The sequence below is a fragment of the Sorangium sp. So ce381 genome (assembly GCF_051473845.1).
Lineage (GTDB): Bacteria > Myxococcota_A > Polyangia > Polyangiales > Polyangiaceae > Sorangium > Sorangium atrum.
This window is the reverse complement of record NZ_CP150336.1, coordinates 8211622-8236738: the sequence shown is the minus strand read 5'-3', so window position 1 is coordinate 8236738 and position 25117 is coordinate 8211622. Positions and strand designations below refer to the sequence as shown.

Here is a 25117-nt window from a genome sequence, read left to right as displayed (position 1 = left end):
CTCCTTTCATCCTGCGTCGCGGGGACGCGTCACTGCAGTCGCTGTGGGTCGCTGATCCGCATCAGCTGATTCCAGCACATGGTTTGGAGTTCCGGTCCAGGCGCCGGGCGCCGCCCCCGCCTCGTGGCTCTCTGCGCCGTCGTTCGGAACGCGCCGCTCCAGGGCTGCTAGATCGATGGCGTGGTGCGGCAGCCGGGCCTCCTCAGGCAAGACCGGGATCTCCCGGAGATCGGCCGAAGCGAAGCGCTGCAGCCGACCCGTCGGCTCCTCGATGTCCGGCGCGCGCTTCACGCCGGGATCCAGGGGGGAGGGCCCGCCCCCGATGTCCTGCCCGCCCACGTGGCTCGGCTTCAAATCGCGCTGTAGCATCGTCGGCATGCGTCTGCTTCGCCGGAGGCGCAGGCTCCGAGGGATTGGCCCTGGGACCGTGAACACTTCGCGTGTGCTCAGCGTGATCAGGTAGCAAGTTCGCTGCCACGGCCGCTCAGCCGCGCAACGGCCGTGCAGCGCGCTCCTTCACGGTCGAGCGCGCCAGGCGCGTGCGCGGAGGCGCAGGCTCTGCGCGGAGGGAGCCACTTCTTGCGTCCCTCGTGGATCTCCAGGCTGGTGCGGTGGTGAGGCACGAAGCGACGGGGCGTCCTTTCCTGGGGCAATTTGCGACGTGCGGCGCGCGTCACGTCGTTCCATCGGGTCTCGTCGGCGCTCCACGCGTGTCGGGTCCGGGAGCGATGCCGCCCGCTCCTGACGAGCTCTGCCATCAGGGGGGGCCGCGAGGGGCGGCGGCCACGACGGCCCCTCCCGGAGCGCGGAGCGACGCGAAGGCCCGCCCGCCGTGCCGCTCGGGAGCACGTGCGCGCGGTGCGTCGTTGTGTCGTCGTGCGGCGCAGGAGCAGCGACAGGACGGCGAGCACGAGGGCGAGCGCTCACGCCGCGAACGTCGCGGCGCCGCCGGCGCGCGCTCCTCCGGCTCGGCTCGCCCTGCGCCGTGCGCCGAGCTCGCCCTCGTGCTCGCCGTGGCCTTGTCTCGAGCTCGCTCCTCGGCGCCTCGGGGCGCTGCTTCAGCGGATCTCGAAGACGTAATCCGTGTCGTAGGTGCGGACGAAGAGCTTGCCGTCCTTCTCGACAAGGAACTCGGGGCCGCTCTTCAGCGGCAGCTTCGAGACCACCTTGCCGGTGGCGCGCTCGAGGACATAGAGGAAATCCGGCTCGGCCGTGAAGCCGTATCCGCAGAGGAGGTGATCTCCATGCAAGGCGAAGTTCTCGGCGTTGCAGACCAGCGGCGCGCTCTGCCAGAGGAGCTGTCCCGAGGCGAGCTCGATGGCCGACAGGTAGGCGTTTTTGCCCTTCGACGAGGCTGCATACGTCCTGTGCCCCGACGAGATGTAGAGCACGCCGTCCTCGACCATGGCCCAGCCGATGCTGCCTTTCACGAAGCCGGCTTCCTTGGGATCGAACTCAGGTGGCATGAGGAAGCTCTCGAAGTCGAAGAAGGCGACGATCGTGTGCGCCGCGTCGAGGATCGCGACGAAGCGCGCCTCGGCGAAGTTCGGGCCGTAGAACAGCGCGAGGTGGTCCCCGTGGCCGATCGCCTTGACGAGCGCTTGATCGCGGTAGCGCTCGGGAGCGAAGGAGGGGAAGGTGTCGCCCGCCCCGCCGGCGTCCGCGTTCGGCGCCGGCGTGATCATGGGCAGCGCGAGGCCGTTCGTGGTGAACCATGCCGCCTCGTCCGTGATCTGGTTCTTCTTCTCGGCGACCTTCACGAGGCGCGGCGCAGCGGAGCTTCCGGCAGGCGCGCGCCGGAAGAGCGCCGCGCCGAACGGCGGCGGCGGGAGCCTCACCGGAGACCGGCTATCGAGCGCCGCGCCGTCGTCCGCGGCCACCAGCGCCGGCTTCCCGTTGCCGCCGCGGCGGGGCGGCGCGGGCTGCGGCGGCGGGGCGCCGTCGTGAGGCGCCGGCGTCGCGGAGCCGGCAGCGCCAGGGGGCGGCGCGGCGGCGTCCTGAGAGGCGCGGGCCGGCCGCGCCGAGGGTGGCTGACACGCGCATACGGCGAGCAACGCGGCGGCGAGCCAGCGCGCGGGGCGAGGTGGCTGAGGCGGAGGCGGGGCGGCGAGCACGCGCGCAGCGTACCGCATCCGCCCCCGCGAGAGGACGCTCCGAGGCGCGGGAGCTCAGCGGGCGGGCGTGAAGGAGAGGTTGAGCGTGTAGGGGCCGGCGTCCCGCGAGCGGTACGGCTCGACGAAGATGAACAGCGGCACGCCGCCGTCGACAGCGATATCGGTCCTCTCGTCGCGGCCTTCGATCTGCTCCTCGATGCACGTCAGCTGGCGGCCCGTGCAGCCGGTCCGCACGTAGAAGCCCTGGTCGGTCGCGGAGGACAGCACCAGCCTGAGCCTGCCGGCGCTCGGCGGCGTGAACGCGTGGATCCCCTCCCGCATCCCGGTCCTGGTGCAGGTGCCCTCGAACACCATCGTCCCGCTCGCCGTGTCGCCCCGGTTCTCGCCGAGGACGGCCACGGGCGCGTCCGCGCAGATGTCGTCGAGCTCCAGGATACACTCGGCGGAGCAGCCGTCGCCGTTGACGGTGTTGCCGTCGTCGCACTCCTCGGGCGGGCTGACGATGCCATCCCCGCACATGGCCGGCGAGAACAAGAGATCCAGCGTGTACGGCCCCGCGCCAGCAGACGTGACGGCGTCGACGAAGATCGGCACCTCCTGGTCCTTGCGCACGACGATCTCGATCACCTCTTCTTCAGGCCCTGCACCCGAGGGGGCGGTCTTGTCCTGGCAAGCGAGCTCGGTGGACCCGTCCGCGCATGCCGTGCGGGCGTAGAGGACGTGATCCCTCCCCGACTGGAGCACGACGCGGAGCGTGCCCGACTGCCCGGCGGGAGGCGTGAACAGGTGGACCTCCTCGGGCCCCACGCCCCCGCAGGTGCCTTCGAACACGCGCGTGCCCAGCGACGTATCGCCCTCGATCGTCGTCGTCGTCGCCGGCGGCGCGTCCGCGCAGGCGGCGTCGACGAGCGGGCGGCAAGTCGCGGCGCAGTCGCTGTCCGCGCAGTCGACGCGCTCGTCGCCCTCGTCGTCCTCGCCGTCGGAGCAGTCCGTCTCGCCGAGCTTGCAGAGGCCGTCGAGCGTGTCGCACACGCCGAGCGCCGCGCACTGCGAGTTCTCGGTACACCCAGGGATGCACGCGGTGCGCTCGCCGCTGATCTCGCCGCACCGGTAGCCGTCCCGACAATCGTCCGGCCCGCTGCACCGAAGGAGGCACAACCCCAGGCCCTCGCCGAAATCTTCACAGAGACCGCCGTTGGGACAGTCCCCCACGGCGGGATCGCATTGGCCCGCACAGGCCCCGGACGGCCATCCCCACTCGCGCTCGGTGATGCAGTAGTCCTCGGGGCAGGCCGCATCGCGAGTGCACGCCGCTCCATAGGGCGCGGGGCTCCCTGCGCCGGAGCCGCCGGCGCCCGTGGGTTCGGAGCCACCCGCGCCGCCGGTGCCCGTGGGCTCGGAGCCGCCCGCGCCGCCGGTGCCCGTGGGCTCGGCGCCGCCGGCGCCTGTGGGCTGGGCGCCACCGCTGCCGCCGGTGCCCGTAGGCTCGGCGCCACCGCTGCCGCCCGTGCCGGTCGCGTCCGACGCACCGGCGCCGCTGCCCGTGGGCTCGGCGCCGCCTTCGCCACGTTCGCCGTCATCGCCGCCGCACCCAGCGGTCGTCGAGAGCGCGAGCACAAAGAGACCTGCAACGAGTCGTACGTTCATCCACCCGCTCCACCAGAAGAGAGATTGTCGAGACGCGAGGTGCACTTCACCCCACGGCGCAGCGCCGGACCATCTTCAGTGCAACGGCTTCGCCTGCCAACCCCCGGTTCACGGCATCCGTGTTCGTTGGCGCGCCGCGTTTGCCGCGCTCGTCATGCGCGATCCGCGCAGGACAGCGGGCCGTTTCGCGGAAAGAGAGCGCACGGAGGCGGCGTGCGTAGCATGCGAGCCCACTGGCCCACGCCCGCCAGCGCGCCGGTCGTGCAGCGCGCGTGGGTCCGTCCGGGGGCGCACATCAACGCGATGGGCGCCGACGCGCCCGGCAAGCAGGAGCTCGATCCCGGCATCCTCCGGGACGCGCGCGTGATCATCGACGACTGGCACCAGGCGACGGAGAGCGGTGAGGTCAACGTGCCGCTGCACGCGGGCGCCCTCCGCCGCGAGCACATCCAGGGGACGCTCGGCGAGGTCGTCGCGGGCAAGTCGAGCGGGCGCGGTGAAGCGGTCATCACCGTGTTCGACTCGACAGGGCTCGCGATCCAGGACGTCGCGCTGGCGCGCGTCATCTACGCCGCCGCGCGCGAACGGGGCGCCGGGACGGCGTTCGACTTCTTCGGCTGAGCGTGGCCGCTACGGCGTCCTCGCGCACCGCACGCCGAGGCTGTAATAGGGCGCCGAGGGCGCGACGCTGACCCGCTCGGACGTCAGCAGATAACTCGCTGTGCCGAAGCTGCTCCCGCCGCGGACCACCCGGTTCGAGGTGTCCGTCAGGTTGGCGCAGTCAACGCATTCCGCCGGATAGGTCCCGTACCCATCCATCATCCACTCCCGCATGCTCCCGCCGAGATCCGCCTGCGTCCACCGCCCGTCGCCCTTCGGCGAGCGGGACCCGACGTGCACGATGTCGCTGAAGTCGCTCTGGAATGTGCAGCCGGGCGCCGTGCTCTCCCTGCAATCGTAGGAGGCGTAGCTCGCGTCGACGGTCGTCGACTCCGGCGGATTCGACCACGGATACTGCCGCTGCTCGTCCCCGCCGGCCGCCGCGTAGTTCCACTCGGCTTCTGTCGGGAACCGGCCCCCGTCCCACGCGCAGAACGCGAAGGCGACATACCAGCTCACGCAGTTCATCGGCAGGTGCTCCTGGGCGCCCGCCTCCTCCGTCCACGTCCGCATGTCGGCGTTGTCCGGATTGCACATCACAGCTGCTCGCAGCGCCGCCGCGTCCGGGGGCAGCTCGCTGTTCCAGGCCGGGTTCCACCCGCTCCCCTGGATGCCCGGGTGAGCTCCCGCGTCGGCCGCGGGCTGGCTGCCGGGGTACGCCTCCAAGAACTTCCGGAACCTCCCCACCGTCACCTCGAAGCGATCCAGCCGGAAGTCGCTCACCGTCGCTGGATATGCAGCATCGTTGCCGCGGTCGAAGGTCCCCCCGGGCACCACCGCGCTCGCGCAGCAGCTCTCGCTTTCACCCGGCCCGCACGTCGATGGCAGCCCTTCGCAGCTCGGGGGCGTCGTGCACGCCCCTCCGCTGCACACGGGCGCCTCCGCAGGACACGGCTCCGGGGCGTCCCACTGACCGCGGTCGTTGCACCGCTCCAGCCGGTTGTCCGAGCACCGCGCGTCGCCGCGCGTGCACTCTCCGGCGCCGCCGCCGCTGCCATTGCCGGCGCCGCCGCCCGAGCTTACGTCGCCTCCGCCGGAGACGGTGTCGCCGCCTGCGCCTTCGAACGGGTGATAGTCCTTGTCCAGCCCCAGTATCGCCGTGCAGCCGCTTGCCATGAAGGCCGATGCCGCCCACCACCACCACCGACGCGTGCGCTTGCTCTTCATATCTCCTCTTTGGCCACTCTCCCCGCGCTGTCCACCGCGGCGCGCGCCCGCGATCTTACCCCGCGACGCGCGCGGCTGCGCCGCCTCCAGCCGTATGGTCGCGCTCGACGCTCTTCACTCTTCTGGAACGAGCGGGTCGGCGTGACGACGGCCGCCCCTTCCGGCCGACCTGCAGCATCCCTGCTGAGGGATCTCTCACATTTGTGACAGAATTTGGCGCCGATGTGCCGAACCTCGGCGGTGCGCAGTTTCATCCCGTTCAGACCGCGCGGATCCATGGCGTCCTGCCACCAGGCGCGGATCTGCTTGCGGATCGCACCCGCGTCTCGTTCGGCGTGCGCCCGATCTCGTCGTCGAGCTCCGCCACGCCCTCGGCTGCACCCTCTCTCCATGTCGCCTCCGCTCGTGGAATTACGAGCATGCCGCCGGATCAGTGTCTTTATATCAGCCAGGAAGAGCGGTTATTGCACGTGCATCGCGGTGTGCGAGCTGATAGCCGAGCGGCATGGGAAAGCTGGATAGGTTCGCGAAGCAGACGTTCGCGGCGGGGGCGGTGCGCTTTGCTGTTGGCCCTGCCGCGCGGTGGTTGGCGCCGGAGGTGCGGCGTGAGCCCGCGCCGGCGACTGGCCTTCTTCGGGTGTTGCGGCCCGAGGGCCTGGCCAGGCTGGCGGCGCCCTGGCCGGAGGCTCGGGAGCATGAGGAAGTGTGGATCGAGTTGAAGCTCGCCGGCGATCACGTCGACGTGGCGGAGGTCAAACGCGCCCAGCTGCGGCGACAGGTGCGCGAGATCGAGCGCATCGAAGCGAGCTCGCCGCCCTGGATGGGCGAGGAGCCTCTGTGGATCGTCGCTCCCGACGTGCCGTCGTGGCTGCCCGGCGTGTGGGTGCTGGAGCGCTTCGCGCCCGGCTGTTACCGCATCGGGCCCTCGCCGTTTCAGTTTCTGTGGATCGCCGCCAACGAGCTGCCCTTGCTGGACGACCTGGTGCCGTTCATGATGGCGCGCTCGGGACGAGCCCTCGACGACTTCGCCCAGTGGGTCGCATTTCGGCGAGATGCGGAATGGGTGCTCGCCATGATACAGCACATGCCAGTATCACCGGAGACGCGTAAGGACTTGCAGCGCAAGCTCGGCTGCTCCGACGCTTCCGAGATCGAAGAGCAAAAACAGTGAACCCTGAAGCCTCCCTCGCGGAAGCCCCGCGGTGAACGATCCGCTCGTCGACACACCGTCGGCCCAGGGAGAGGGAGCTCGCGGCGTGGCGCTGGGCGGGGGATGGGCCGATGTCCGAGCCCAATTGACGCCCTCTCGCCGGCGTGCGCAGCGCGCCGGCGAGAGGGCGTCCCAGGCGAGTTCGGCGGGGCCCCCGCCCAGCGCCACGCCGCGAGCTCCCTCTCCCTGGGCCGGGCCGCCCTCGAGGGGCCCCTCAGACCGCCAAAAACTCCCTTGCGATCTCGTCGTCGAACTCCGCCACGCTCCCCCGACGCACGATCCCCCCGTTATCCATGATGAAGTACTCGCTCGCCGTCGAGAGCGCGAAATCCAGGAACTGCTCCACCAGCAGTATCGCCATATCCCCCTTCTTCCCGAGCCCCTTTATTACCTCCCCGATCTCCTGCATGATCGACGGCTGGATCCCCTCCGTCGGCTCATCCAGCAAGAGCAGCTTCGGCTTCCTCAGCAGCACGCGCGCGAGCGAGAGCTGCTGTTGCTGCCCGCCGCTCAGCGTCCCGGCCGCCCGCGCGTGAAACTTCTTGAGGATGGGGAACATCTCCATCATCTCTTCCAGCGCAGCGGGGCTAGGCGTCGCATCGCTCTTCGCCTCGAAGCCCATGAGCAGGTTCTCTCGCACCGTCAGGTAGGGGAAGATCCCTCGCCCCTGCGGCACATAGCCTATCCCCGCGCGAGCCCTGTCGCTCGGCGACCTCGCCGTGAGGTCCGCCCCGTCGAGCGTCACCTTGCCGCGCCGCGGCTTCAGCACGCCCATGATCGCCTTGAGCAACGTCGTCTTGCCGACCCCGTTGCGGCCCAGCAGGCACGACACCCGCCCTGGCGCGACGTCCAGGCTGACCTGCGACAGGATGCAGCTCTCCTCGTAATAGACCGCGAGATCCTCGACAACCAGCATGCTCGCTACCGCTCCTCCGCCTGAGCCTCGGCCGGCGCCTTGGCCCCGCCGCGCGCGTGCCCCGCGTCGTGCGCCCGCCCGAGATAGACCTCGATCACCTTCGAATCGCGCTGGACCTCCTCGACCGGCCCCTCGCACAGCCGCCTGCCTGCGTGCAGCACCGTCACCGTGCTCGCGTAGCGCCGCACGAACTCCATGTCGTGCTCCACCACCAGCACCGACCGCTGCTTCGCGATCTCCTGGACGAGCTCCCCCGTGCGGTCGCGCTCGCGCCGGGTCATCCCCGCCACCGGCTCGTCGAGCAGGAGCAGCTTCGGCTGCTGCACGAGGAGCATGCCTATCTCCAGCCACTGCCGCTCCCCGTGCGCGAGCACCGCGGCCCGCACGTCCGCGCGCCGCCTGAGCCCGACGCGATCGAGCGTCTCGGAGATCTCCCTCTCTTGCGGCGCTGACAGCCCGCGGAGCAGCCCCGGCGCGCTCTCCCGGAAGCCCATGGCCGCCTCCAGGTTCTCGAGCACCGTGAGGCTCCCGAACACCGCCGGCGTCTGGAACTTCCGCCCGATCCCGAGCCGCACCAGGGCGTGCTCAGGCAGGCGATTCACCTCCACGGCCTCCTGTCCGGACTCCCCACCTCCGTGGAACACCACACGTCCGCTCGACGGCTTCGTCTTGCCGGTCAGGATGTCGAGCAGCGTCGTCTTCCCCGCGCCGTTCGGCCCGATCAGGAACCGGAGCTCCCCACGCTGGATGGAAAAGTCGAGCTCGTCCAGCACCTTGAAGCCGTCGAAGCTCACCGTTACCCGCTGGACCTCGACGATGTTGCCGCGGCTCATCGCGCTGCTCCTCTCCTCGTCTCCGCGCTCGTTTCCGTGCTCGCTTCCGCTCATCTCCGCGCCTCCCCCTCAGCGCCCCGTCGTCGCCGGCGCCTCTGGGCCCGCCGCCGGGTCGACCTCACCCCCGCCCGCCGGCCCCGCCGCGACGTCCGTGCCGCGGCGCGAGAGCTTCGCGGCGTGCCGCTGCAGGAAGCCCGAGACGCCCTTCGGGAGCAACATGACCGACGCCGCGAAGAGCGCGCCGAAGCCGAGCTGCCACACCTCGGGGTACGACTCGCTGAGCGCGCTCTTGCCCAGGCTGACCAGGATCGCCCCGACGACGGCGCCGATCAGCGTGCCGCGCCCGCCGACAGCCACCCAGGTCACCATCTCGACCGACGGGATCACGCCCATCGAGGAGGGCGAGATGAGGCCGACCTGGCAGACGAACAGCGCGCCCGCGACGCCCGCCATGCCCGCCGACAGCGCGAACACCAGCGTCTTCAGCGTGACCGGGTTGTAGCCGAGGAAGCGCACCCGGTTCTCGTCGTCCCGCATCGCCACGAGCAGGCGCCCGAAGCGCGACTGGGTGAGCTTCCGGCACAGGAGATAGAGAGCCCCGAGGCAGAAGAGCGTCACGAAATAGAGCACCGTCTGCGTCCCGGCTGCCCCCCGCGTGAAGCCGAAGATCGTCTTCAGGTTCGTGATCCCGTTCGTGCCGCCCGTCACCGCCTGCTGGCCGATGAAGAGGATCGACGCGATCAGCGTGAGCCCCTGGGTGATCAGCGAGAAATACACCCCCTGGACGCGGCTCCGGAAGACGAGATAACCGACCGCGGACGCGATCGCCATCGGCAGGAGGACGACGGCGCAGAGGGCCACGACCGGCGAGCGGAACGGCTCCCAGAAGATCGGCAGCGCCTCGAGGCCGCTCCAGCTCATGAAATCGGGCAGCCGCGAGCCGGAGGTCTCCAGCTTCAGGTACATCGCCATCGCGTAGCCGCCGAGGCCGAAGAAGAGCCCTTGCCCGAGGCTCAGCATCCCGCCATAGCCCCAGATGAGATCGAGCCCCAGGGCGACGATGGCGTACGTGAGGAACTTGCCGAGCAGGTTCAGGCGGAAGTCGGACAGCACGAGCGGCGCGACGAGGAGCGGCAACGCGACGGCGAGCGGCGCTCCCCAGGTCCAGACGAAGGTGCGAAGGGCAGAGTCTCGGGGGGCCATGTCCATGTCCTCTCCTATCGTGTGCGCAGGGCGAGCAGGCCTGTCGGACGCCACTGCAAGAAGGCGATCACCAGCGCGAACACGAGCGCCTTGCCGAGCGACGCCGTCGTCGAGAGCTCGAGCAGCGTGTTCGCGACGCCGATCACGAGCGCGGCCACCACCGTGCCAGGCAGCCGCCCGAGGCCCCCGAGGATGACGACCATGAAGGCGTCGACGATGTAGTTCGTCCCGAGCGACGGGCCGATCGAGCCGAGCTGCGTCAGCGCGCACCCCGCGATCCCGGCGAGCCCGGCGCCGAGCGCGAACGTCGCGGCGTCGACCCGGCGCGCGCGGACACCGAGGCACGAGGCCATCTCGCGGTTCTGCATGACGGCCCGCAGCCGCCTGCCCCCCGCGGAGCGGTGCAGGTACGTGTAGACGGCGACGATGCACGCGATCACGAGCGCGATGAGGAAGACCCGCTTGTAAGGCAGCTGCACGCCGCCCGAGAGCGCCACGCCGCCGCTCAGCCACGACGGGCTCGAGACCTGCACGTTGGACGCGCCGAACAGGCTCCGCGCGGCCTGCTGCAGCACGAGGCCGACGCCCCACGTGGCGAGCAGCGTGTCGAGCGGCCTGCCGTAGAGGAAGCGAATCATCGAGAGCTCGAGCAGGAGCCCGAGCACGCCGGCCACGAGGAACGAGGCCGGCAGCGCGAGCAGGAACCAGAGCCCGGCCTCGGTCCCCCCGACGAGCGGCGCGACGTGCTGCCCTATGACGTACGTCGTGTACGCCCCCGCCATGATGAACTCGCCGTGGGCCATGTTGATCACGTTCATGAGCCCGAAGGAGAACGCGAGGCCCATCGAGATGAGCAGGAGGATCGAGCCCAGGCTCAGGCCGTTGAAGGCGTGGAGGAGAACTTCGTTCATTCTAGAGCACCCAACCGATCGAGACGCCGCGCACAGAGGGGTTCGAGCTGCGGAGGCGCGGAGGGCATCATGACGAGGCCCCGCGCCCTCCGCGGCTCAGTGGTCCGGGCTTCAGGCTTCGCGCCCGCGCCCCGCTACTTCGCGGCCAGCTCCTTCGCCCAGGGGTACGCGCTCAGGTACGGATCCGGCTGGACCGGCTTGCCCGAGCTCCACACCTCCTCGATGAGGCCGTCCTTCCGGACCGCGCCGATACGGACCGTCTTCCAGGTGTGCTGGTTCTTCCCGTCGAGCCGGACCAGGCCCTCGGGCGCGGCGTACTCGATGCCTCCGGCCTTCACGGCCTCCTTCACCTTGGCGACCTCGGTCGACTTGGCCTTCTCGACGGCCATCTTCCACAGATAGACCCCGAAGTAGCCCGCCTCGATGGGATCGTCCGTGACGCGCGTGGCGCCGTATTTGGCCTTGTACGCGTCGACGAACTTCTTGTTCTCGGGGGTGTCCGTGGTCTGGTAGTAGTTCCACGAGACGAGGTGTCCGGCGATGTTGTCGGCGCCGATGCCGCGCACCTCCTCCTCGGCGACGCTCACCGAGAGGACCGGCAGCTTGTCGGCGGTGTAACCGGCGTCCTTGAACTGCTTGAAGAACGCCACGTTGCTGTCGCCGTTCAGCGTGTTGAAGATCGCGTCCGGCTTGGCCGCGCTGATCTTGCTGATGATCGTGCTGACCTCGGTCCCGCCGAGCGGCAGGTACTCCTCGCCGGCGAGCTCGCCGCCCTTCGACGCGAGCTGAGCCTTGATGATCTTGTTGGCCGTGCGCGGAAAGACGTAGTCGGAGCCGAGCAGGTAAATGCGCTTCTTGCCCTTCTCGAGCAGGTAGTCGACCGCGGGGACGATCTGCTGGCTCGGCTCGGCGCCGGTGTAGAAGATGTTGGGCGACTGCTCCAGGCCCTCGTACTGGACCGGGTAGAAGAGCAGGCCGTTCAGCTCCTCGAACGAGGGCAGCATCGCCTTGCGGCTGGCGCTTGTCCAGCCGCCGAACACGACCGCCACCGCGTCCTGCTGCACGAGCTTCCTGGCCTTCTCGTTGAACGTGGGCCAGTCGCTGGCGCCGTCCTCGACCACGGGCACGAGCTGCTTGCCGAGCACGCCGCCCGCCTTGTTGATCTCCTCGATGGCGAGCAGCGTCGCGTCCTTCACGGCCACCTCGCTGATCGACATGGTGCCGCTCAGCGAGTGGAGGACGCCGACCTTGATGGAGGCGCTGTCCGAGGCGGGCGCCGCGGGCGTCGTCCCGGGCGCAGGAGCCTCCTCGTTCGCCTTGCCGCACGCAGAGAGCAGGGCCGCGCCGGCGAGCGCCGCCATCGCGACGCAGAGCGCCCGACGCCGAGAGGTGCCCGCCGCCGGCCGATCCTCAACGTCCAACCCAGACGTGTACATATTCAACGCATCCTCCTTGGGTGCCGGGGGCGCGTCCAATGCCCTGCATCGACGCGGCGCGGCGATTCGACTGCACAAGAGCCGTTGGGAGTTCGGGAGCCGGCCAGTGGAGACTCCCGGCTGGACACACCGGAGGGCCGCCCTGCGCAGCAGAGCGCGGTCCCCGGACAAGGGCCAGCCACACGACGTCGTGGTGAAAGGCCTTATGCCGAGTGGCATGTTTCGTCGAGGTTTCGCCGACGTGAAATGTCGCCCGGCCGGGAGGCGCGGTGCGTTTTCCGCGGGCCGTTTGGATTTCTGACCACAAAGCGCGTCGCGCGATCCATCGTTGTTCCCGTTCCGCTCGAGAATCGCTCCGGCTCCGGCTCCGGTGTGATGCACCGCACGCGGGGCGCGCGGCGCGGGGCGACGGGGGAGCGGCTGCGGGGCGCGGGGCGCGAGGCCGTTGCACGCGCACGCTCGACCTCGCCCCGGGTCGTCACGCCCGATGTCGCTTGAGCCGACACGGTGTGGGGCGCTCTGGCCGCTGCGCGCACGAACGCCGAGCGCTCCGGCGCTGTTGCGAGCTGTTGCGAGCGGTTGCGATGAGGTGCGCTCTCCAGTGCAATAAAAAACTTGTATCAAGAGCGGCAAATGGCGAGTACACTGGTAGATGCTGTCTGCGCCCTGTGCTCGGTCGACACGGAGGGCAGGCGGGGTGGAGCGTATGAGAAGCACCAATCACTTGCCCGGCGAGACGGATGGCCGATCCACGAGCGGCGGAGCGGCGCCGGATGGCGTTGCGGCCGGGCCGCGGGACGAGAACTCGGTGGTGATCTCCCTGAGCGCGTTGCTCGCGGTGGAGAAGGCCGCCACCACAACGAACGGCGCGCGGGCCGATCACGGCGCGAGGAGCTCCGGGATGGCGGAACTCCACGGGTCCGGCGCAGGCGACGGAGAGCGCAGCAGCTACCTGGAGATCTTTCCGTTCGGCGTGCCTTCCGAGCTGCCAGCGTTCAGGCCACCCGATCTCACGCCCGTGCCCTCCGAGGTCCCGATCGACCTGCGCCCGCCGCGCGCGCGACGGGCGGCGGGCGTGCGCTACCTAATCGTGGGCGTCCTCGGAGCGGCGGTCGTCGCCGGCGCGGTGTGGTTCGGCGCCCCGCGCGAGACGCTCCAGGCCGCTGCGCAGCCCGGCGTGCGGCACGCGGCGAGCGCGGCGCTGACGCAGCTGCCGAAGGTGGAGGCGAAGGTCGCGGCCGCGCCCGCCGAGGCGCCTCCGGCCAAGAAGAAGAAGGGCGACAAGGCGCGCGAGGGCGGGGCGAAGGCCCGACCCGCCGCCCCCGCAGCCGGGGGCAAGGTGTCGGCGAGGCGCGCCGCGGAGAGCAGTGGACCGGCGGCCGCCGCGCAGCCGGCGAGCCCAGGCGGCGCGCGTACAGCGGGCGACCCCTGCAAAGGCGACCTCGACTGCGCCATGCGGCGCGCCGCGGGCGGCTCGTAACGCCGCGCGCGGAAGCAGAAGGGCCGAGAGCTCCCCGCCGTTCCATCGAGATCTCGATCGTTCGGAGCGCGACAGGCCACCAGTGAGCTCTGGTTGGCGCTTTCTGCCTCACCTTTGCCGTCGAGGTCGCCCGCGTGCCCAGCGCGTTCCCCTGGAGCAGGTTATCCACGCAGAGCCGCTTGATCTCCCGCACCTGCCCTGTGCTAGGGTCTGCTCCTGTTGCATAAAACGGCTGACAACCGATCTGTCCCGGTGGATTGTGCGCACATTGTGCAGAGACATGCGTGCTCCTGGCGCGGCCGCTTGCGGCGCGGGGGCGCAGCTGTAGGCACGAAGCAGATACCATCACGTAAAATTCTGGTGTAGGAACAGCGCCCGGCGCCGACGGTGGCGTTGAAGTGCACAGGGAGCGTGGCCCGGCGACGTCGCTCGACGTGTAATGCCGAGTTACGAGCCGCGCGGCGCGACCCTACTCGTCTGGAGGTGGATTCATGAAAGCTTTCGGTTTCGCAGCGATCCTGATCAGCGTGGGTGTGATGGCGGCCTGTACCGTCACGAGCGGTGACGGCGACACGAGCGGCGACGGCGGCTCGGGCGCCTCGGGCTCGACGACCACGTCGTCGGCCACCACGGGCGAGGGCGGATCAGGCGGGACGGGCGGAGGCGAGGGCGGCGCGGGGGGCGGGGGCGAAGTGTGCGCCGACGCCGAGACCGCGGACGATTGCTCGGACTGCTGTGATGAGACGTACGCGGAAGGGGTGGAGGCCCTCGGGATTCACGGGTTCGAGCAGTGCGGTTGCGCGGCTGACTCCGCGTGCGCCAGCGTGTGCGATACCACCGATGCCACGAGCGACGTCTGCAATGATGACGGCACCATCAACCTGGATGCGAACAACGCCGACTGCGTGGCGTGCCTGAATGACCTCGCCGAGGACGATGCCTGCATCGAGGCCGCCGCGGCCGCCTGCGAAGACGACGCGGCGTGCAGCCCGTACCTCGAGTGCCTGGGCACCTGCCAGTGATGGCTCTCAGGCGCCGAGCCGGCGTCGTGCGTCATCGATCCTGAGGTGATCCGAGCCGGCCGGACAGGACAGGCGATCTCGACGAGATCGCCTGTCCTGTTTTGTCGCGTACCGTCCTGCCGGCGACCATCGAGGGTCGAGCGCGCCGAGGAGCCCCCCTGCGATGAGCCGTCCTGGCGGATGCGACCCTGCCGGCGATCGTCGGCGCCCTACGGCGAGAGCCGCGCCACCAGGATGTCGGACCAGGTCGACTCCGCCGTGGCGCCGTCGAGGTCCACGCTGCCCTCCACGGTTCCGGCCAGCAGGATGTGGCCGCGGTCAACGAACGACGCGACCCCCGCCGCGGACCGGCTCCCGCCGCGGGTCCCGGCGGCCGCGCTGAGCCGCTTGCTCCACACGTGGCGCCCCCCGGCGTCGAGCCGCGCCACGACGATGTCGCTGCCGCCTCCGGCGCCGTCGAGCGGCCCGCCTCCGAGGTTGGTCGGGCCATCGACGTCGCCCGCCAGGACGAGCCCGCCGTCCGCCTCGAGCGCGAGGCGCGGCGGCCGCTCCGCGGGGTAAGCCCGGCTGAAGCGGTGCTCTCGCGCAGGCCCGAGCTCGGCAACGAACGCCGACATCCCCTCCGAGAACAGCGCGCTGCCGCCCAGATCGAGCAGGCCCTCGAACGTCCCGCTCAGCGCGATCTCGCCGCCCGGCCCGATCTCGATGTCGCCCCCGTGCTGCCGGCGGCCGTCGCCGAAGGCCAGCGACGCGACGTGCTCGCCGCGCTCGTCGAGCTTGGCCAGGAACACGTCGCTCATCCCCGCGGACGAGAGCCGGGGCGCCTCCTCGCCGAGCTGGAGCTCGCCTTCGAAGGTCCCTGTCATGACCACATCGCCGCGCGGGTCCACCGCCACACCGGTCGGCTCCTGGTTCCCCGCGCCGCCGAACTGGTGCGTCCAGAGCTGCAGGCCCGCGGCGCTGAGCTTGGTCACCGCCACGTCGGTCCCGCTGGGCTCCATCAGCGTCGAGACGACGACGACCTCGCCTGCCGCCGAGACCGCGACGTCCTGCGGCCTGCCAGGGAGCCTCGCTCCCCAGCGCAGCCCGCCCCCGGCGTCCAGCTTGATCACGAAGCCCTGCGGCGCGTCGGCGGTGAGCCCCACGGCGCTCATCACCCCCACGAGCTCGCCCGTGATCGCGACCTCTCCCTCGAGATCCACCGCGAGCGCCTGCAGCGAGCCTCGCCCCTCGTCGACGAGCCGGCGCGTCCACGGCACGGCGCCGTCCGGATCGAGCCGCGCCACGAAGACGTCCTGCTCCGCGCCGGTCGCGACCTGCCCTGCGCCGAGATCGAGGGAGCCCTCGAACTCGCCGCCCAGGATCGCGAAGCCGCCGGGGCCCGCCGCGAGCGCGCGCGCCCTCTCCTGGCCTGCGCCGCCGAGGAGCGCGCCGAGCGGTCCGCCGGGGAGCACCGCGCCGCAGTCCCATCCGCCGTTGCAGTCCTCGTCGGCCGGCGTCGTGCAGTCCTCGACCCGCGGCGTGACCTCGCCGGCGCAGGCGCCCCACCGGCCGTCGACGCCGCACGTCCGCTTGCCGGCGCTGCACGCGCCGACACCCACGGTGCCCGGCGGTCCTCCGTACGGGCACGGCTCGACGGTCCCGGGGGCGCAGGCGCAGACGGCGCTGCCGCCGTCGGCCGCGGGATCCTCGGGGTGGCTGCCGTCGCCGTCCGCCTCGTCGATCGCGCCGTCGCAGTCGTCGTCGGCCGCGTTGCCGCAGCGCTCCGGCGCAGGCGTCACCTCGCCCTCGCAGGGGCCGTAGCCGTCGCCGGCGGCGTTGCACCGCATGAGGCCGGTCTGGCAGGCGCCGACCCCCTCGGTCGCCGGCGGCCCGCTGTAGCAGGCGATGGTCGAGAGCGGCGCGCAGCCCTCCTCCACGAGGATGCCGTCCTCGAGCCCGAGCAGCGCGTTGCAGCCGGCGCAGCCGAGCGCCACGAGGGTGAACCGCAGGCCGAGCCCGGTCGTGCCGCGTACGCCCACGTCAATAACTCCCACCCACGACGAGGGAGAACGCGCCGGGGCCGGCGGCGGCCGTCGCCGTGGCGCGGCGCGAGGGCGGGCCGGCGGCGCCGGGCGGGGCGGTCCAGAGGAGCAGGCCGGCCGCGAGCAGCGCGGCGGTGCCGGTCGAGAACGCGATCGTCGAGGCGGTGCCGGCCTTCTGCGCGTCCTCGCGCAGCGCGACCCCGACGGCGTCGCAGCGGCTCCGCGCGTCGCAGTGGCCCCGGTTCGAGGCGTCCCTGCGGGCGATCGCCTCCGCGCCGAAGACGGCGCCAAGGCCGAGCCCGACCAGGCCGGCGCCGCCGGTCGCGAGCGCGATCACGCGCTGCACGCGCCCTGCGCCGGCGTCGCCTCCGCGGTCGTCGATCGGCAGGACGGCAGGCGCATGCGTCCTGGGGCCTCTCGGCGCGGCGGCGAGCGCGCGAGGAGGCGGCTCCTGCGCCAGGAGGGGCAGCTCGATGACGATGCCCGCGCCGTCGGGCGGGACGACGCGCACGACCGACCAGCGCTTCCTGCCGGGCGCCTGCGCCTCGATCGTGTGTGTCCCCGGGTCGACCGGGAGCGCTTGTCCCCACTGGGAGGGCAGGAGCAGCACGCCGTTGCGGCGGATCTCCAGGCCCGGCGCGGCGCTCCCGGGGGGCACGGCGATCGCCATCCGCGAGAGCCGCGGCTCGAGCGCCGCCGCGAGCGCGGCCGCGCGCGCGGCGCGGGGATCTCCCGCGCTCTTCGCGATGGCCGCGGTCTCGCTGAAGACGTTCCAGGCGCCCGCGGTCCTGCCTGCGCGCGCGAGGCACTCGCCGAGCCGCAGGAGGAGGTTGAGGGCGGTTGGATCGAGCGTCCGGCCCTGCTCGAGCATGGCACACGCCTCGGCGATGCGGCCCGCCTCGAGAAGGCGCGTCGCGGCCTGATAGAGCGCGAGCACCTGCTCCTTGTGCCCGCCCGGCTGTCCCGGGTCGGGTTTTGGCTGCTCCAGGTCGGGCTGTCCCAGGTTGGGTTTGATCTGTCCCAGGTTGGCCTGTCCCGGGTTGAGCCGTCCCGGGTTGGGTTTGGCCTGTCCCGGGTTGAGCTGTCCCGGGTTGGGTTTGGCCTGTCCCGGGTTGAGCCGTCCCGGGTTGGGTTTGGCCTGTCCCGGGTTGAGCTGTCCGAGGTTGGGCTGTGCCAGATCAGGGCTCGTCTGTGCCATGTCGGACTGCGCCGGACCGGGCCCGCCAGCGTTGCCGCTCGCCGGCGCGATCGACAGCGACAGGGCTGCGAGGGCGGAAGCGAGCCCTCGCGGGCGCGAGCAACAGGGGACCTTCGGCAGGGCTCCTCGGCGCATGGCGATCACCACGGGCTGTCCGGCGTGCCCGCCGGCGTCGCGGTTTCAGCGCCGCTACCGGGCGTTGCCGCGAGGGACGGCGCGCCTGCAGCCGCGCCCCGGGCGAGCGCCGGCGCATCCGCCGCCGTCCGCACAGCGGCTCCAGCTGCGGGCGCCGGCGACGTCTCAGACGCGCGCGCCCCGCGCGCTGGCGCGCGCTGCGTACTCCCCGCAGCCGCCCGTGCGGGCGGCGCGGTCCTCGTGGACAGGACGGCGCCGGCTCCGCTGCGCGCGGCCGGGCGCGCGCCTCTGGCGTCGGCCTGGGGAGCGTCGCACGCGCTGGCAGCGCCGTCGTGCGGTGCACCTTCGGCCATGTCATCGGGCTCCTGGAACGACCTGGCTGCCACCGCGTTCTCCTTCGGCACCGCGGCGAGCCCCTGCGGCACCGCCGCGAGGTGCTGCGCCCCGGTGCCATCGGCCCAGGTCAATCCCGCTGCCCGTGGCCACCCGGGCGACAGGAGGATCGCGGCCAGCGTGGCGCTCGCGGAGACGGCGCCGGCCGTGGCCGCCAGCCAGGTTCGCCTGGGGCGGCGGCCTTCGCGCCTCGTCTCGGCAGGCCCGGAGGACGTCGTGGGCGGCCTCGCGGAGATCGCGGCCGGCCGAGCGGCGGTCATGGGCGGCCGAGCGGACGTCATGGGCGGCCGAGCGGACGTCATGGGCGGCCGCGCGGCGGTCGTGGGCGGCCCATCGTCGAGCCACGTGAACGTCGGCTGGCTCCGGTGCACCCCCGTGGGCAGCGTCGCGTCGGGCGCTCCGCGCAGCGCGAACGGCGCGAGCGCGGCGGCGAGCTCGCGGGCCGAGGCCGGGCGACGCGTCCGGTCCTTCTCGAGGCAGCGCATCACGATCTCCTCGAACCCCTCGGGCACATCGGCGCACACGCTCCGGAGCGGCCGGGGCGCCTTTTCCGACACGACCAGCACGAACTGCTCCAGCGTCTCCGCGCCGAACGGCAGCGTGCCGCTCACGAGCTGGTAGAGCACGACCCCGAGCGCCCACAGATCCGCGCGCAGATCGATGTCCTTGGGCGTCAGCATCTGCTCCGGCGCCATGTAGCGGCGGGAGCCCATGACCGACCGCGCCGTCGTCATCTCGAGCCCGTCGTGCTCCGGCTTCGCGCTCGTGAACTTCGCGACGCCGAAGTCGAGCACCTTGAGGAGCGGCGTGCCGTCGGTCCGGTACGTCAGGAACAGGTTCGCAGGCTTGAGGTCCCGGTGGACCATCCCGAGCGCGTGCGCCTCCGTCAGGGCAACGCAGGCCTGACGGACGTACTCCGCCGCCTCGTCGACCGGCAGCCGCCCGCGGCGCTCCAGGATCGAGCGGAGGTCGTTGCCCGAGAGGTGCTCCATCACGATGTACGGCACCGGCAGCGCGATCCCCGGCCTCGGGGCGAGCGCGCCCAGGTCGTAGATCCGCGGCACGTGCTCCGTCTTCATCCGGAACATCCCGCGCGCCTCGCGCTGGAACCGCCTCAGCAGCGCCGCGTTGCCGCAGTGCTCCGGCCGCATGAATTTGACGGCCACGAGCTCGCCCAGCGACAGGTGCCGCGCCGCGACGACGGCCCCCATCCCGCCGATGCCGAGCGGTCGCTCGACCCGGTAGCGGTCTGCGATGACCTCGCCGCAGTGCACGGGCACCACTCCCTCTTCATCGCTCACCACGCGCCCCCCACTCCGTCGCTCTGAGCTTGCAGACCGGCCAGCCGCGATCTCGGACCGGATGGTTCCTTGCAGGGCCGCGCTCGACGCGCTCGCCGCAGGTGTCTGGTGAGATTCGATTCTCCGGAGAGGCGATACGTCGCGTCGTCTGTCGAATTTTCCGGCGCTCCTGTGGGCGCGTGGAGGTGCGCTTCATCTGCTGAGGGCGATCCGAGGGCGCCTCCGCCCAGCACGCGTCGTCGCGCCGGAGGCCGTGATGGGCCGCGCCGACGGCCGCGATGGATTGAAGTGTCCCGGTTCCTTTCTGCCGTCCTCTGCGATACAGACGTGCCGTGTCTGCCGCTCCCGCCCTGGTCTGCCGCGGCCTGGTCAAGCGTTATGGGGACGTCGTGGCCGTGAACGGGCTCGACCTCGAGGTGCAGCGCGGCGAGTGTTTCGGCCTGCTCGGCCCGAACGGCGCGGGCAAGACGACCACGGTGGAGATCCTCGAGGGGCTGAGCCGCCCCGACGCCGGCGAGGTCGAGGTGCTGGGCGAGCGCTGGGTGGGGGACGGCATCGCGCTGCGCGCCCGGCTCGGCATCCAGCTCCAGGAGACGCGCTTTCCGGACAAGCTCCGGGTCGGCGAGGTGATCGCGCTGTTCCGCAGCTTCTACCCGCGCGGCATCGAGCCGGAGCAGGCGCTGCGCTGCGTGGCCTTGCAGGAGAAATCGAGCGCGTTCGTGCGCACGCTCTCGGGCGGGCAGAAGCAGCGGCTGTCGCTCGCTTGCGCGCTCGCGGGCGATCCGGAGGTGCTGTTCCTCGACGAGCCGAGCACCGGCCTCGACCCCGCGTCGCGCCGTCAGATATGGGCCATCGTCGAGGATCTGAAGGCCCGCGGCCGCACGATCCTCCTGACCACGCACTACATGGAGGAGGCCGCGCGCCTCTGCGACCGCGTGGGGATCGTCGATCGCGGGCGGCTGCTCGCGCTCGGCACGCCGGCGGCGCTCGTCGCCTCGCTCGGCGCCGAGCACGTCGTGGAGGTCGAGGTGGACGCGGAGATCGCCGAGGAGGAGCTCATGGGGCTGCCGGGCGTGGAGGCCGTGCGCTCCGCGCAGGGGGCGCTCCGGCTGACGGTGCGCGACGTCGCGCGCGTGATCCCGCCGCTGCTCGCGCTCTGCGCGGCGCGCGGGGCCACGCCCAAGCGGCTCGCGACGCACCACGCGAGCCTGGAGGACGTGTTCATGGCGCTCGCCGGGCGGACGCTCGCGGACGACGGGGCGGCGTGATGGCGCGGTGGCTCCGCTCCCTGCGCGCCTCGTCGCTCGCGCTCCTCATCCGGGCGCGGGTCGCGGAGTTCCTGCGCGAGCCCGAGGCGATCTTCTGGATGTTCGTGTTCCCGATCCTGCTCTCGTCGGCGCTGGCCGTCGCGTTCAGGGACCAGCCCGCGGAGCCCGTGCGGGTGAGCGTCGAGGAGGGCGCCGAGGCCGAGCCGCGGCGCGCGGCGCTCGAGGCGTCGGGGCAGGTCGTCCCGCGGGTGGTCCCGCGGGCGCAGGCGCAGCAGGAGCTCCGGACGGGCAAGGTCGCGCTGGTCGTGCTCGCCACCGATCCGCCCACGTACTGGTTCGATCCGGCGCGGCCGGAGAGCCGCCTCGCCCGGCTCGAGGTGGACCAGGCGCTCCAGCGCGCGGCGGGCCGCGCCGACGCCTTCCGCCCCGCCGCGCTCGAGGTGACGGAGGCCGAGAGGGGCTCTCGCTACGTCGATTTCCTGGTGCCCGGGCTGCTCGGCATGAACGTGATGCTGACCGGGATCTGGGGGATCGGGGTCGCGATCGTGCAGCAGCGCATCGGCAAGCTCCTGAAGCTGTTCGTCGCGTCGCCCATGCCGCGGTGGCAGCTCCTCGCGTCGCACCTCGGGGCGCGGCTCGTGTTCCTGGCGCTCGAGGTCGCGGCCCTGCTCCTGTTCGCGGTCCTCGTGCTCCGCGTGCCGATCGCCGGCTCGCTCGCGGCGCTCGCGCTGGTCGCCGTGGTCGGCGCGCTGTCGTTCGCCGGGGTCGGCCTGCTCATCGCGGCGCGGCCGCGGACCCTCGAGGGCATCTCGGGCCTGGGCAACCTCGTCACGTTCCCGATGTGGATCTGCTCCGGCGTCTTCTTCTCGGCCGATCGCTTCCCCGACGCGATCCAGCCTTTCGTCCAGGCCTTGCCCCTCACCGCGCTGAACGACGCGCTCCGCGGCGTGATGCTCGAGGGCGCGCCGCTCGCCGCGATCGCGCCCGAGCTCGCGCTCCTCCTCGCCTGGGGCGTCGCGACCTTCGCGCTCGCCCTCAAGCTCTTCCGCTGGGAGTAGCCCCCGCGGCCAGCGCCACCGGGCCACGGTGCGCGAGCTCACCGGCGCACGCTGTGCGCCAATCGATCTCTCGCTGAGTCAGCATGTCAGTCAACCTGCGTCGAGGTGGCGGAGCAGTCCTCGTGAGGCTCGCATGATCCTACCGTGTGTCCATATTTTCTGTTCGGGACATTGACCTTCCAAAGTGGCGCGGTCCTGTAATCGTGTACGATGACCGCATGAATGAACGGGGGGAGCGGAGCGGCCAACGCCCTCGCACCGCACCGAGTCTGTCCTTCTGGGTCGCGGGGCCGCTGGCCGTCGCGCTGCTCGTGTTCGTCGGGCCGGGGCTGTGGATCGCGGCGTGGGCCATCGAGGGCGCGATCCTGAAGAACGAGCTGGGCGTCCTCGCGCGGACGCATGACGAGTGGACCCGCCGCATGAACGACCGCCTCATCCAGGCCGAGGCGAGCGTCGTCCGGTACGGCCGCCTGCTCACCTCGGCATTGCATGAGGTCGAGGGAGAGTCCCCGCAGAAGTTCGACGCCCTCGTCGGGTCGTCGCGCGACGGCGGCATGGTGTCGCGCAACGCGGGCTTCGAGCCCAAGCGAGACGCCATCATCTGGCTGCCCGCCGGGTACCCGCTCGACGACCAGGAGAAGGTCTTTCTCCTGCAGTTGAAGCGCATGACCGAGCTGTACTCGGCCGGAGCGCCGGGGGAGCCCATCAACACCTGGCTCATCCCCAGGCGGAACGGGCTCGTGATGTACTGGCCCAGCTACACGAGCTACATCGACCAGGTCGACACGACCGTCGATTTCGTCAACTCGGAGTGGACGACGCTCGTGCTGCCGGCGAACAACCCTGAAGGAAAGCCGCGCTGGACGCCGACGAGCTACGACCCAGGGGCGCGCGAGTGGATGGTGAGCGTCGTGGTGCCGTTCTTCCACGACGGGGTGTTTGCGGGCAGCGCCGGGCACGATGTCACGGTCAACGCGGTGATGGACAGCTTCCGGGAGCTCTCGCTGTATCCGGGGACGGAGCACGCCCTCGTGAGGGGCGACGGGACGGTGCTCGTCTCGAGCGTGCACCAGGACAAGATCCACGGGAGCAAAGGGACGCTGACGGTCGACTCCATCGGCGACGACGATCTCAAGCGCGCGTTCGAGGCGGCGAAGCGCGACAACGCCGTGGCGGCGCACGTGGTCGGCCGCACGGACGAGCGGGTGATCGTGGCGGCGCGCATCGCCGCGCCGGACTGGTACCTGCTCACCGACGTACCTCGGGCGGCGCTGCTCTCGTCGGTGAAGGGGCTGTACTGGGACTACTGGCTGATCGCGGCGTTCTCGATCCTGGCGCTCGTGGCGCTGCCCGTGCTCGTGATCATGCGCGTGACCTTGCCGTCCGTGCGCCAGCTCGTCACCGCGGCCGAGCGGATCCGGGGCGGTGACCTCGAGCAGCGCTTCGAGGCGTCAGGCACCCGGGAGTTCGTGCACATCGGCGACGCGCTGAACGGCATGGCCCAGCAGCTCCGCGAGACGTTCGCCGCCCTGGCGAAGACGAACGAGGAGCTCGAGCAGCGCGTCGAGCAGCGCACCGCCGAGCTCAAGGAGGCGACGGTCGCCGCGGACGCGGCCAACAGGGCGAAGAGCGACTTCCTCGCCAACATGAGCCACGAGCTGCGGACACCGCTCAACGGCATCCTCGGGTACGCCCAGATCCTGCGGCGCTCCAAGAGCCTGGGCCAGCAGGATCTGCGCGGCGTCGAGGTCATCGCCGAGTCCGGCGCTCATCTGTTGACCCTCATCAACGACGTCCTCGATCTGGCGAAGATCGAGTCGCGGACGATGGAGATTCACCCCAACGATTTCCATTTCCCGTCGTTCTTGCACGCGACGGCCGAGATCTGCCGGATCCGCGCGGAGCAGAAGGGGATCGCGTTCGTGTTCAAGCCCGGCCCCACGCTGCCCGCGGGGGTGCGCGTCGACCAGCGGCGCCTGCGTCAGATCTTGCTCAATTTGCTCGGCAACGCCATCAAGTTCACCGAGAACGGCAGCGTCACCTTCACGGTCGTGGAGGTGCCATGCGGGCCCCAAGGCGCGCGCAAGGAGCTCCCGGAGGGCGGCGCGAGCCCCGAGTCGCGAACCCAGATGCACAGGATACGCTTCGAGATCGAGGACACGGGGACCGGCATCAGCGCCGAACACCTGGGCGAGATATTCCTGCCCTTCAAGCAGGTCGGAGACAAGAGTCGTCACCGCGAGGGTACCGGGCTCGGGCTGGCGATCAGCCAGCGCATCGTCACGCTGATGGGCAGCTCCATCCAGGTCAGGAGCGAGCTCGGGAAAGGCAGCGTCTTCTGGGTGGACCTGACGCTCGCCGAGGCGCCCAACTGGACGGACACGGTGAGGCGCACGGCGCAGGGGCAGATCGTGGGCTACAGGGGCCCGCGACGGAGGCTCCTCGTTGTGGACGACAAGCCGGAGAACCGCGCCGTGGTCATCAACATGCTCGCGACCCTCGGGTTCGAGCTGGCGGAGGCGAACGACGGCCAGGAGGGCCTGGCCAGGACGGCGAGCGAGAGGTTCGATCTGATCATCACCGATCTCGCGATGCCCGTGCTCGACGGCTGGGAGATGATGCGCCGCATGCGCAAGGTGCCAGAGCTCGGAGGGACGGTCATCATCGCGTCCTCCGCCAGCGCGTTCATCACCGACCAGGACAAGAGCCTGGAAGCAGGCGCGGACGATTTCCTGGCCAAGCCGCTGCAGATGGACGAGCTGCTCGAGAAGCTGCAGCGGCACCTCAAGCTGGAGTGGATCTACGAGCGGCAGGACGGCGCCAGCGAGGAGACGGAGCCGAGCCCCAGCTCGGGTGTGACCAGCCCCCCCGATGTCGTCCTGCCCCCGGACGAGGACCTCAAGGCCTTGCGCGAGCTCGCGCGCAAGGGGCTCGTCAACCACATCCAGAAATACGCGGACAAGCTCGAGCTGGGCGACCCGCGGCTCGCGCCTTTCGCCAAGCACCTGCGCGAGCTCTCCGAGGACTTCCGGCTGGAGTCGATAGAAGAGTTCGTCGCCGGGCGCATCGACGGTAGCGCCGGATGAGCGTCGGTTTGGGATTTGCTGTGAGCGTAGTCATCCTCATGCAGCGTCGCTGGCG

Annotated in this window: 19 protein-coding genes; 7 read left to right on the top strand and 12 right to left on the bottom strand. The window is 71.2% G+C overall.

Annotated elements, in window-relative coordinates:
• Positions 1 to 6 precede the first annotated feature (6 nt).
• From WMF29_RS30450 to WMF29_RS30440, 3 genes are all read right to left on the bottom strand, one after another.
• Positions 7 to 378: a hypothetical protein gene (locus WMF29_RS30450; protein ID WP_437323650.1), complete on the bottom strand. Its 372-nt coding sequence runs from the start codon at positions 376 to 378 to the stop codon at positions 7 to 9.
• Positions 379 to 1058: 680 nt separating this feature from the next.
• Positions 1059 to 2132, bottom strand: a complete 1074-nt coding sequence (locus WMF29_RS30445) for a hypothetical protein (RefSeq protein WP_437323649.1) — start codon at positions 2130 to 2132, stop codon at positions 1059 to 1061.
• A 36-nt stretch (positions 2133 to 2168) separates the two neighbouring features.
• A complete protein-coding gene (locus WMF29_RS30440) occupies positions 2169 to 3761 on the bottom strand; it encodes a DUF4215 domain-containing protein (protein WP_437323648.1) in 1593 nt (530 codons plus the stop codon).
• Between the two features lie 222 nt (positions 3762 to 3983).
• On the opposite strand from WMF29_RS30440, the gene WMF29_RS30435 reads away from it, so the two are divergent.
• A complete protein-coding gene (locus tag WMF29_RS30435) occupies positions 3984 to 4382 on the top strand; it encodes a hypothetical protein (RefSeq protein ID WP_437331183.1) in 399 nt (132 codons plus the stop codon).
• Positions 4383 to 4391: 9 nt separating this feature from the next.
• Here WMF29_RS30435 and WMF29_RS30430 read toward each other — a convergent pair whose 3' ends face one another.
• Complete coding sequence (locus tag WMF29_RS30430) at positions 4392 to 5588, bottom strand: formylglycine-generating enzyme family protein (RefSeq protein WP_437323647.1); 1197 nt, start codon at positions 5586 to 5588, stop codon at positions 4392 to 4394.
• A gap of 505 nt (positions 5589 to 6093) precedes the next feature.
• Here WMF29_RS30430 and WMF29_RS30425 point away from each other — a divergent pair.
• Positions 6094 to 6759 carry a hypothetical protein gene (locus WMF29_RS30425; RefSeq protein ID WP_437323646.1) on the top strand — a complete coding sequence of 222 codons (666 nt, stop codon included), beginning with the start codon at positions 6094 to 6096 and terminating at the stop codon, positions 6757 to 6759.
• A gap of 253 nt (positions 6760 to 7012) precedes the next feature.
• Here WMF29_RS30425 and urtE read toward each other — a convergent pair whose 3' ends face one another.
• The 5 genes from urtE to urtA form a co-directional block, all read right to left on the bottom strand.
• Positions 7013 to 7714 (bottom strand): urea ABC transporter ATP-binding subunit UrtE, encoded by a 702-nt coding sequence (urtE, locus tag WMF29_RS30420; RefSeq protein ID WP_272094545.1) that lies wholly within the window; start codon positions 7712 to 7714, stop codon positions 7013 to 7015.
• A gap of 5 nt (positions 7715 to 7719) precedes the next feature.
• Positions 7720 to 8547, bottom strand: coding sequence for an urea ABC transporter ATP-binding protein UrtD (gene urtD / locus WMF29_RS30415; RefSeq protein WP_437323645.1), 828 nt, complete (start codon positions 8545 to 8547; stop codon positions 7720 to 7722).
• 69 nt (positions 8548 to 8616) lie between these two features.
• Positions 8617 to 9750: an urea ABC transporter permease subunit UrtC gene (gene urtC / locus WMF29_RS30410; protein WP_437323644.1), complete on the bottom strand. Its 1134-nt coding sequence runs from the start codon at positions 9748 to 9750 to the stop codon at positions 8617 to 8619.
• Positions 9751 to 9764: 14 nt separating this feature from the next.
• A complete protein-coding gene (urtB, locus tag WMF29_RS30405) occupies positions 9765 to 10661 on the bottom strand; it encodes an urea ABC transporter permease subunit UrtB (RefSeq protein ID WP_437323643.1) in 897 nt (298 codons plus the stop codon).
• 134 nt (positions 10662 to 10795) lie between these two features.
• Positions 10796 to 12022, bottom strand: coding sequence for an urea ABC transporter substrate-binding protein (urtA, locus tag WMF29_RS30400; protein WP_437323642.1), 1227 nt, complete (start codon positions 12020 to 12022; stop codon positions 10796 to 10798).
• A 781-nt stretch (positions 12023 to 12803) separates the two neighbouring features.
• On the opposite strand from urtA, the gene WMF29_RS30395 reads away from it, so the two are divergent.
• A complete protein-coding gene (locus WMF29_RS30395) occupies positions 12804 to 13577 on the top strand; it encodes a hypothetical protein (RefSeq protein WP_437323641.1) in 774 nt (257 codons plus the stop codon).
• Between the two features lie 491 nt (positions 13578 to 14068).
• On the top strand, positions 14069 to 14599 hold the full coding sequence (locus WMF29_RS30390) for a hypothetical protein (RefSeq protein WP_437323640.1): 531 nt from the start codon (positions 14069 to 14071) through the stop codon (positions 14597 to 14599).
• A gap of 209 nt (positions 14600 to 14808) precedes the next feature.
• On the opposite strand, the gene WMF29_RS30385 is transcribed toward WMF29_RS30390, so the two are convergent.
• The 3 genes from WMF29_RS30385 to WMF29_RS30375 form a co-directional block, all read right to left on the bottom strand.
• Positions 14809 to 16620 (bottom strand): hypothetical protein, encoded by a 1812-nt coding sequence (locus WMF29_RS30385; RefSeq protein WP_437323639.1) that lies wholly within the window; start codon positions 16618 to 16620, stop codon positions 14809 to 14811.
• Position 16621: 1 nt separating this feature from the next.
• Complete coding sequence (locus tag WMF29_RS30380; protein WP_437323638.1) at positions 16622 to 17821, bottom strand: tetratricopeptide repeat protein; 1200 nt, start codon at positions 17819 to 17821, stop codon at positions 16622 to 16624.
• A 140-nt stretch (positions 17822 to 17961) separates the two neighbouring features.
• On the bottom strand, positions 17962 to 19629 hold the full coding sequence (locus WMF29_RS30375; protein WP_437323637.1) for a protein kinase domain-containing protein: 1668 nt from the start codon (positions 19627 to 19629) through the stop codon (positions 17962 to 17964).
• A gap of 353 nt (positions 19630 to 19982) precedes the next feature.
• On the opposite strand from WMF29_RS30375, the gene WMF29_RS30370 reads away from it, so the two are divergent.
• From WMF29_RS30370 to WMF29_RS30360, 3 genes are all read left to right on the top strand, one after another.
• Positions 19983 to 20918, top strand: coding sequence for an ATP-binding cassette domain-containing protein (locus tag WMF29_RS30370; RefSeq protein WP_437323636.1), 936 nt, complete (start codon positions 19983 to 19985; stop codon positions 20916 to 20918).
• Complete coding sequence (locus WMF29_RS30365) at positions 20918 to 21976, top strand: ABC transporter permease (protein WP_437323635.1); 1059 nt, start codon at positions 20918 to 20920, stop codon at positions 21974 to 21976. Before WMF29_RS30370 ends, WMF29_RS30365 begins: the two co-directional genes overlap by 1 nt.
• Positions 21977 to 22194: 218 nt before the next feature.
• Entirely contained in the window at positions 22195 to 25062 is a 2868-nt protein-coding gene (locus tag WMF29_RS30360; RefSeq protein ID WP_437323634.1) for an ATP-binding protein, read from the top strand.
• The last annotated feature ends 55 nt before the right edge of the window (positions 25063 to 25117 follow it).

Excerpts from the sequence above, each read along its gene's own strand:
- urtD (WP_437323645.1), bottom strand. The coding sequence starts at position 8,547 with ATGAGCCGCGGCAACATCGTCGAGGTCCAGCGGGTAACGGTGAGCTTC.
- WMF29_RS30390 (WP_437323640.1), top strand. The coding sequence starts at position 14,069 with ATGAAAGCTTTCGGTTTCGCAGCGATCCTGATCAGCGTGGGTGTGATG.
- WMF29_RS30425 (WP_437323646.1), top strand. The coding sequence starts at position 6,094 with ATGGGAAAGCTGGATAGGTTCGCGAAGCAGACGTTCGCGGCGGGGGCG.
- WMF29_RS30435 (WP_437331183.1), top strand. The coding sequence starts at position 3,984 with ATGCGAGCCCACTGGCCCACGCCCGCCAGCGCGCCGGTCGTGCAGCGC.
- WMF29_RS30440 (WP_437323648.1), bottom strand. The coding sequence starts at position 3,761 with ATGAACGTACGACTCGTTGCAGGTCTCTTTGTGCTCGCGCTCTCGACG.
- WMF29_RS30365 (WP_437323635.1), top strand. The coding sequence starts at position 20,918 with ATGGCGCGGTGGCTCCGCTCCCTGCGCGCCTCGTCGCTCGCGCTCCTC.
- urtE (WP_272094545.1), bottom strand. The coding sequence starts at position 7,714 with ATGCTGGTTGTCGAGGATCTCGCGGTCTATTACGAGGAGAGCTGCATC.
- WMF29_RS30380 (WP_437323638.1), bottom strand. The coding sequence starts at position 17,821 with ATGGCACAGACGAGCCCTGATCTGGCACAGCCCAACCTCGGACAGCTC.
- urtC (WP_437323644.1), bottom strand. The coding sequence starts at position 9,750 with ATGGCCCCCCGAGACTCTGCCCTTCGCACCTTCGTCTGGACCTGGGGA.
- urtB (WP_437323643.1), bottom strand. The coding sequence starts at position 10,661 with ATGAACGAAGTTCTCCTCCACGCCTTCAACGGCCTGAGCCTGGGCTCG.
- WMF29_RS30360 (WP_437323634.1), top strand. The coding sequence starts at position 22,195 with ATGAATGAACGGGGGGAGCGGAGCGGCCAACGCCCTCGCACCGCACCG.
- WMF29_RS30445 (WP_437323649.1), bottom strand. The coding sequence starts at position 2,132 with ATGCGGTACGCTGCGCGCGTGCTCGCCGCCCCGCCTCCGCCTCAGCCA.
- WMF29_RS30430 (WP_437323647.1), bottom strand. The coding sequence starts at position 5,588 with ATGAAGAGCAAGCGCACGCGTCGGTGGTGGTGGTGGGCGGCATCGGCC.
- urtA (WP_437323642.1), bottom strand. The coding sequence starts at position 12,022 with ATGGCGGCGCTCGCCGGCGCGGCCCTGCTCTCTGCGTGCGGCAAGGCG.
- WMF29_RS30450 (WP_437323650.1), bottom strand. The coding sequence starts at position 378 with ATGCCGACGATGCTACAGCGCGATTTGAAGCCGAGCCACGTGGGCGGG.
- WMF29_RS30395 (WP_437323641.1), top strand. The coding sequence starts at position 12,804 with ATGAGAAGCACCAATCACTTGCCCGGCGAGACGGATGGCCGATCCACG.